The organism is Pseudomonas sp. GL-R-19, assembly GCF_019956375.1.
Classification (GTDB): domain Bacteria; phylum Pseudomonadota; class Gammaproteobacteria; order Pseudomonadales; family Pseudomonadaceae; genus Aquipseudomonas.
In genome coordinates, this window is the sequence record NZ_JAHBDJ010000021.1 from 81412 (window position 1) to 88590 (window position 7179).

Sequence of the window (7179 nt, forward strand, 5' to 3'; positions counted from 1 at the left end):
GGTTCGGCGGGTCCTGTAAATAAGTGCCTTCGGTAAATGTGAAAATTTCATTGACCGAGACAGCTCTAATTTTAGGTAGCCAACCATCAATTTTTTGTGAAAAAGAAGCCAACAATTAGTTGGCTTATAAAACCAGCCTGAGACTTTCAGACTATTTGAGAAGGTTTCAGCTCCGGTTCAGCATCGACTCAAGCCTGGTGCAAATACCAGCGCCAGTCCTGCTCACCGACCTCCCCCATGAATTGGCGATATTCGGCGCGTTTCACCGCCAGGTAGACACCGAGGAATTCCTCGCCGAACGCTTCCCTGGCCCAGCTCGAACCTTCCAGTGATCGCAATGTGATCAGCCAGTCTGTCGGCAACAGCTTCGCAGCCTGGGCGTAGCCATTGCCCTCCACTGGCGCACCAGGGTCGAGTCGTTCGCGGATACCGCGATGAATACCGGCCAGAATCGCCGCAGCCGCCAGATAGGGGTTGGCGTCGGCGCCACAAATTCGATGTTCGATGTGCCGGGAATACGCCGGCCCGCCCGGTACGCGCAAACTCACGGTGCGATTGTCCACACCCCAGGTTGCCGCCAGAGGCGCATAGCTGTTGGCCTGGAATCGACGGTAAGAGTTGGCGTTGGGGCAGAACAGCAACAGCGAATCGAGCAGGGTGCCAAGCATGCCTGCGACGGCCTGCTTGAGCAGTGGCGTGCCATCCGGGGCTTCGCTGGCGAAAAGGTTGTTGCCGTCCTTGTCGGCCAGGCTCACGTGCATGTGCATCCCGGTGCCGGCCAGGTCATCGAAAGGCTTGGCCATGAAGCAGGCGGTCATGCCGTGCTTGTGCGCCACCCCCTTGACCAGACGCTTGTAACGCACCGCTTCGTCCATTGCCTGTAATGCGTCGGTGCGGTGTTCGAGGGTGATTTCCACTTGCCCCGGCGCGTATTCGGAAATGGCCGTGCGCGCTGGAATCCCCTGGAGCTTGCAGGCGTTATAGAGATCAGCCAGGAACGGTTCGATCTGCTCAAGCTCGCGCAAACCATAGACCTGAGTACCGCGCGGACGCCCGCCATCGACATCCCGTGCCGGTTGCGGTCGGCCATTGCTGTCACGTTGCTGATCCAGCAGGTAGAACTCCAATTCCGCCGCCATGACCGGGTAATAACCGTCAACCTGCAAGCCTTCGATGACTTTCACCAGCAAATGACGGGGATCGGCAACGGTGGCGGGCATGCCTTGCGTCGGGTGCATGCTGACCTGCACGGCTGCGGTCGGTATCAGACGCCACGGCATACGCGTGAGGCTGCCGCTGATCGGGTAGGCCCGGCAGTCGATATCCCCGACATCCCAGACCAGCCCGGAGTTCTCCACGTCATCGCCATTGATGGTCAGGCCGAGGATGGTGCTCGGCAATGGCCGCCCGCTTTCATATACCGCCAGCAACTCGTCACGATGCAGCAGTTTGCCGCGCGGTACTGCGTTGTTGTCGAGGATGAACAGCTCGAACATTTCAATGTCCGGGTTCTGCTCCAGAAATGTCTGGGCTTCAAGCATGGTGGCAAACGAGGTCGTGGCACAACTCATGGGAATTCTCTTTTTCCGTGTCAGACGGGTACGCAAAAGCACCCGAACTTGATCCCGGCATCAACCGGATTAGATAGGAACAATCAGCGGAAAAAGCAGGAGTCCGGCGGGCGCGCATGACGGCAATGCCATAGCGCCCAGAAGGTCAGTTCAGATGGAAGTGCAGAGAGGTTTGGCGCGGTGGCGGGCGTGAATCGACGACCAAGGCTCGACGCTCGCGCGTCGATGGATGCCTTGAAGTGGATTGCGACTGGCCAACCGTCCATAAAGAGAACCGCAGAAAACAGGTGACCTGCAGCGTCACACGATGGGTTGAGTCGTTAAATCGGGATTTGAAGAACCTTGGATAAGGCGTGACTAAACATTTGACTGTCAGGGGGCCCCCTGTGGAAGCGGCTTGTATTTGATTTCTAAATACCACCCCGGACTTTCTGATTTGCGCCCTTCGGGTCGAGCGCGCGTTAATCGCCTGCATATTCTTCAAGGTCCGCTCATGGAAAACACCCGAGTCACCTCCCGCCCTGCCGTCTGGCTGATGTTCAGCATTGTCCTGGTTGCGCTGAACCTGCGCCCGTCAATGGCCGCTGTCGGGCCGCTGCTCTCGGCGATTCGCGACGACATCCCGCTGAGCTTCAGCCTGGCTTCACTGCTGACCATGTTGCCGGTGATGGCCATGGGGCTGGCGATGTTTGTCGGCCTGCGCGTCAGTCAGCGACTCGGCGACCAGCGCACGGTGGTGTTCTCGTTGCTGATCATCGGTGTGGCCACGCTTTCGCGGTTGTTCCTTGATTCAGCCTCGGAGTTGATCCTCAGCGCAGTGCTGGCAGGTATCGGGATCGCCCTGATCCAGGCGCTGATGCCAGCGTTGATCAAATCCCGCTTCAGCGACCACGTTGCCCTGTGCATGGGTCTCTATGTCACGTCGATCATGGGCGGCGCCGCCATTGCCGCTTCCTTTGCGCCACTGGTGATGGAGGGTACCGGCAGCTGGCGTACGGGTCTGGCGATCTGGGCGGTTCTCGCCGTGCTGGCATTGCTGCTCTGGGGAACCCAACGGGCGGAGATGCCGACACGGGATTCAAAGGCCTCCAGTAATGGTTCGTTCTTCGCCAATTCCCGCGCGTGGTTACTCGCGATTTTCTTTGGTCTGGGCACTGCGTCCTACACCTGTGTCCTGGCCTGGCTGGCGCCGTACTACGTGGAAAAGGGCTGGAGCGAACAGCACGCCGGATTGCTGCTCGGATTTCTAACCGCCATGGAAGTGCTGTCGGGTCTGCTGACGCCCGTCATCGCCAATCGCAGCCCCGACCGCCGTGTCGTGCTGATGGTATTGCTTGCACTGATCATCGCTGGCTTCTGCGGATTGATTCTGAGCCCACAATATTTGAGCCTGATGTGGCCATGCCTGCTGGGGCTGGGCATTGGCGGCCTGTTCCCGATGAGCCTGATCGTATCGCTGGATCACCTGGACAATCCCTTGCGCGCTGGTGGCCTGACCGCCTTCGTTCAAGGCATTGGCTACTTGATCGCCGGCCTGTCGCCGCTGCTGGCGGGGATAATCCGCGACCGGCTCGGCAGCTTTGAATGGGCCTGGTGGTCGCTGACAGTGGTCATGGCACTGATGATGTTGATGGTTTTGCGCTTCAATCCAAGGCACTACACCCGCCACATCCATTGATCCGGAGCCTGCCATGAAAACCATCGGTTTCGCCGCCGCTCACGCCAGCATGCTGCTTTGGGCCTTATTGATCGCCGCGTCGTTTTCCGCGGCGGCGCAAGTCAGCCAGGCCATCGACCCGATCCTGCTGACCGGTTTGCGCCTGCTGTTTTGTGCGTTGGTGTTTCTGCCGCTGTTGCTGCTAAAAGGCGATGCAATCATGACCGCTCGTGGGCTGCTCGGTCACGCGGTGCTCGGCCTGCTGCTGGCGCTGTACTTCGGCTCGCTGTTCGAAGCATTGCGCTACACCTCGGCCGTCAACACCGGGACGATGTTCACGCTGGTGCCGCTGATGACCCTGGTTTTCGAGGCCGTGCTAACACCTGACAGCAGCCTGAAACAACGGATTGTGCCGATGCTGCTCGCCGCTGCCGGGGCGGTTTTGCTGATCATGAAAGGCACCGGCCCCGGCGAGTTGCCATCGCTGTATGCGTTGACCGTGTACGGCATCGGTTGCCTGGCGATGGCGCTCTACGCTCCCCTCAGCCAGCGCCTGAAAGCCAACAGCCTCAAGGGGCGTGGGCCGGTGCCCATGACGTTCTGGAACATGCTGTTCGGGGCGCTGTTTCTGCTGGTGTTCTGTGGATTCAGTGGCGGTTGGCGCTCGGCATCATTGCTGACGCTCAACGATTTCTATTGGCTGATGTACCTGGCGGTATTCGCCACCCTGGCGACGTTTTGGCTGCTGCATCGGGCCATCGGCGTGATCGCCCCGTCCTCGGTGATTTCCTACATCTACCTGAGTACGCTGTTCATCACCCTGTTTCACTGGCTATGGGGGCGCCAGATGCCCCTGCCGCTGGAACTGGCCGGCGCAATGCTGGTGGGCATCGGCATGTTCGCGCTGTTGATGTCCAGCCGCCGCGCCGTGTCGGCGATGGTCCAGGGCTGACACGGGCTTGGGCGAAACGTCCTGCAAGGCATTCTCCCTGCTCGCTCATTCCGCTAGGATCATTCGCTCACCTTCGCGCACGGTCAGCGCAAGGGACGCAGCGAGACGCAATGGATGCTGAACAGTAATTCGCTCAGAAAACTCGACATGCAGGACCTCATGGTGTTCGTCGCCGTGTATGAGCAAAACAGCGTCACCGGCGTATCCGAGACGCTTTGCATCAGCCAGTCCACGGTGAGTTACTGCCTGAAAAAACTGCGCCGCAGTTTCGAGGACGAGCTATTCATCAATACCCGTACCGGCGGCATGCAGCCCACCTGCAAGGCCGGTGCGATGTACCCTCACGCGCTGAAAGTCCTCGAAAGCATCAACCTGTGTCACGCCGGCCCACCCACGTTCGACCCCGGCCTGAAACCCGTGACCTTCAACATCTGCGCACCGGAATATTTCGAACAGTTGATCCTGCCGCGCCTGCTGAAACGCTTCGACCTCGCCGAGCTTCCAGTGATGGTCAATGTGTTCAAGCTCGAGGCCGATGTCCCTGCCGAAGCGTTGCGCGACGGCAGCCTCGACCTGGCGGTGTGCTTCGGCCCGCACTTTCATCGCAGTCATGTCGACTTCAAATCCCGGACGCTGCTCGAAGACGATCTGGTGTGTGTTTTCGACAAACGCGCCACGCCGGCGGAACCACGCCTGAGTCTGCAAACCTATGTCGAACGTCGACACGTGTTCCCGACACCCTGGACGTCCGCCACCAACATGGTCGACGGCTGGCTTGCGCAGCAGGGCCAACAACGCCAGATCGTCGCACGCGCCAACAGTTACAGTGCAGCGCTGAAGCTGATTACCGGCACCGACTATGCCCTGACCCTGCCCCGGCGCATCCAGCGATTGCTGGCCGGTGCAGACACTTTCAATCACTGTGAAGCGCCCGAAGGCTTGCCGGGTTTCACCCTCGACATGCAGTGGAACCAGGGTGTTGATCAGGACAGCGCCAACACCTGGCTGCGAGAGCAAGTGATCCAGGCCTGCGTCGAGCAGGAAACGGCCTGATACTCAGTTGCTGATGGCGGTCTTGCTGTAGGAATCGCGATCGATGTCGAGAATTTCCACGCACAGCTGGACTTCAACGCCAGTCGGCCACTCACACAGGCCCTGAACCACCTCCAGCAGGCTTTCGGAGAGCTGTTTCTTGATCTGTGCGGAACGACCGCTCAGCAGCGCCAGCTTCACATGCACGAATGCCCGCTCAGCCAATGCCGTGCCAACCTTGAATGTCTCGACCATGACCGCGCGGCTCTTGATGTCAAATTCGGCAGAAAATTGACCGGAGCCCACCAACGTATTGTTCAACCGCATCAATGCCACATCGGCATTCAAGTCAGTCAGGTTGGCGGTGTATTCCATGTGCAGGTGAGGCATGAGTCAGATCCTGTAGGTAGGGGGGCAGGTCGTACATATAACACAGCGTCGCCCTGTTCATTCGGGCAGCGGCAAAACGGCACGCTCACTCATGAACGCCTCCAGGCGCGAGCGTAACCAACGCTCGGCGGGGTCGGTGTCGACATGACTGAGCCAGACCATGGACAGGTCCAGGGTCGGCGTCTTGAACGGAAAGGGTTCCTTGAACAGCATTCCCGATGCAGCCATCGCCTCGGCGGTGTAGTCCGGCAGGCTGGCAATCAGGTCCGTCCCGGCGAGCAAGGCTGGCAACGCACTGTATTGCGGTACCGAGAGCACTACCTGGCGCGTGCGACCGATATCTGCCAGCCACTCGTCGGCATAGCCACTGACGTTGGCGGTATGGGACACCAGCACGTGTGGTCGCGCGCAATATTCATCGAGGGTCAGCGGTGTGTCGGAAGCATCGGCGCGCAATATGCTGGGCTGGATGTGCCGCAGCAACTTGCGCTTGGCATTGGCCGGCAAGCCACGGGTCTGGCTGATACCTACCGTGATATCACCAGACGCCAGCAAGTCGGGAATCCGCCAGTAATCGACATGCTGCACCACAAACACCACGTTGGGCGCTTCCTGGCGCAAGACTCGCAGCAATGGCGGCAACAGACCAAACTCGACATCGTCGGACAGACCGATGCGGAACGTCATCGTACTGCTGGCCGGATCGAAATCATGGGTCAGACTCAAGGCTACGGACAAGGAGTCCAGCGCCGGCGACAGATGCTTGATGATCTCCTCTGCCCGCGCTGTCGGTTCCATGCGATGGCCGACGCGTATGAACAGCGGATCATTGAACATTGCACGCAAGCGGTTGAGCGCCGAACTGATGGTCGGCTGACCGAGAAACAGCTTCTCCGCCACCCGAGTGACATTACGCTCGAGCATCAGTGTTTCGAATACCACCATCAGGTTGATATCCGCCTTGCGAAGTTCGTTGCGATTCATCCACTGCCCCCGATGTCCAAACCTGCTGACAGTTTAGGTAGCTGGCGCGACTGCCGTCTATCCGACTCAGGTCCAACAGCCTGACGCGGATGGGTTTATCTGTGTGTCGCTGGAACCGTTGACGCACACGCTGGAGCGGTTGGGGCAGTAGTTTCGCTTTCCTGCGGCCAAAAACAAAACCCCTACCTGCGTGCGCAGATAGGGGTTTTGGAATTTAATCTTGACGATGACCTACTCTCACATGGGGAAACCCCACACTACCATCGGCGATGCATCGTTTCACTGCTGAGTTCGGGATGGGATCAGGTGGTTCCAATGCTCTATGGTCGTCAAGAAATTCGGGTACTGAAGCGTTTTTCAACGTTTCAGCAAATTGGGTATGTGACAGCTTTCGGTGTTTTGTGAGCGTCGAACTTTCGGTTCATTGCGTCTTCACACACCGCAATCTGATGCTCTTTCGAGTAGTCAAATTGCTTGGGTGTTATATGGTCAAGCCTCACGGGCAATTAGTATTGGTTAGCTCAACGCCTCACAGCGCTTACACACCCAACCTATCAACGTCGTAGTCTTCGACGGCCCTTCAGGGGACTCAA

6 protein-coding genes and 2 rRNA genes are annotated in these 7179 nt (G+C 58.8%); 3 read left to right on the forward strand and 5 right to left on the reverse strand.

All coding sequences use genetic code 11. The features are described from left to right. Positions 1-188 precede the first annotated feature (188 nt). Positions 189-1571: a glutamine synthetase family protein gene (locus KGA83_RS12640; RefSeq protein WP_223529844.1), complete on the reverse strand. Its 1383-nt coding sequence runs from the start codon at positions 1569-1571 to the stop codon at positions 189-191. A 493-nt stretch (positions 1572-2064) separates the two neighbouring features. On the opposite strand from KGA83_RS12640, the gene KGA83_RS12645 reads away from it, so the two are divergent. From KGA83_RS12645 to KGA83_RS12655, 3 genes are all read left to right on the forward strand, one after another. Continuing rightward, the gene (locus tag KGA83_RS12645; RefSeq protein WP_223529845.1) at positions 2065-3249 is read left to right on the forward strand and encodes a cyanate transporter; all 1185 of its coding nucleotides are present in this window, start codon (positions 2065-2067) and stop codon (positions 3247-3249) included. Between the two features lie 13 nt (positions 3250-3262). Then, entirely contained in the window at positions 3263-4180 is a 918-nt protein-coding gene (locus KGA83_RS12650) for a DMT family transporter (protein ID WP_108218509.1), read from the forward strand. Between the two features lie 114 nt (positions 4181-4294). After that, on the forward strand, positions 4295-5233 hold the full coding sequence (locus KGA83_RS12655; RefSeq protein WP_108218508.1) for a LysR family transcriptional regulator: 939 nt from the start codon (positions 4295-4297) through the stop codon (positions 5231-5233). A gap of 3 nt (positions 5234-5236) precedes the next feature. On the opposite strand, the gene KGA83_RS12660 is transcribed toward KGA83_RS12655, so the two are convergent. The 4 genes from KGA83_RS12660 to KGA83_RS12675 form a co-directional block, all read right to left on the reverse strand. Next, positions 5237-5602 (reverse strand): 5-carboxymethyl-2-hydroxymuconate Delta-isomerase, encoded by a 366-nt coding sequence (locus KGA83_RS12660; RefSeq protein WP_108218507.1) that lies wholly within the window; start codon positions 5600-5602, stop codon positions 5237-5239. A 57-nt stretch (positions 5603-5659) separates the two neighbouring features. Continuing rightward, on the reverse strand, positions 5660-6586 hold the full coding sequence (locus KGA83_RS12665; protein WP_218432135.1) for a LysR substrate-binding domain-containing protein: 927 nt from the start codon (positions 6584-6586) through the stop codon (positions 5660-5662). Between the two features lie 218 nt (positions 6587-6804). Continuing rightward, a 5S ribosomal RNA gene (gene rrf, locus KGA83_RS12670) occupies positions 6805-6920 on the reverse strand. A 151-nt stretch (positions 6921-7071) separates the two neighbouring features. Next, positions 7072-7179: ribosomal RNA gene (locus KGA83_RS12675) — 23S ribosomal RNA — on the reverse strand; the annotation flags it as partial.

Bases quoted from the DNA above. Each gene is read 5' to 3' on its own strand.
- KGA83_RS12645 (WP_223529845.1), top strand. From the start codon at position 2,065: ATGGAAAACACCCGAGTCACCTCCCGCCCTGCCGTCTGGCTGATGTTC.
- KGA83_RS12655 (WP_108218508.1), top strand. From the start codon at position 4,295: ATGCTGAACAGTAATTCGCTCAGAAAACTCGACATGCAGGACCTCATG.
- KGA83_RS12660 (WP_108218507.1), bottom strand. From the start codon at position 5,602: ATGCCTCACCTGCACATGGAATACACCGCCAACCTGACTGACTTGAAT.
- KGA83_RS12665 (WP_218432135.1), bottom strand. From the start codon at position 6,586: ATGAATCGCAACGAACTTCGCAAGGCGGATATCAACCTGATGGTGGTA.
- KGA83_RS12650 (WP_108218509.1), top strand. From the start codon at position 3,263: ATGAAAACCATCGGTTTCGCCGCCGCTCACGCCAGCATGCTGCTTTGG.
- KGA83_RS12640 (WP_223529844.1), bottom strand. From the start codon at position 1,571: ATGAGTTGTGCCACGACCTCGTTTGCCACCATGCTTGAAGCCCAGACA.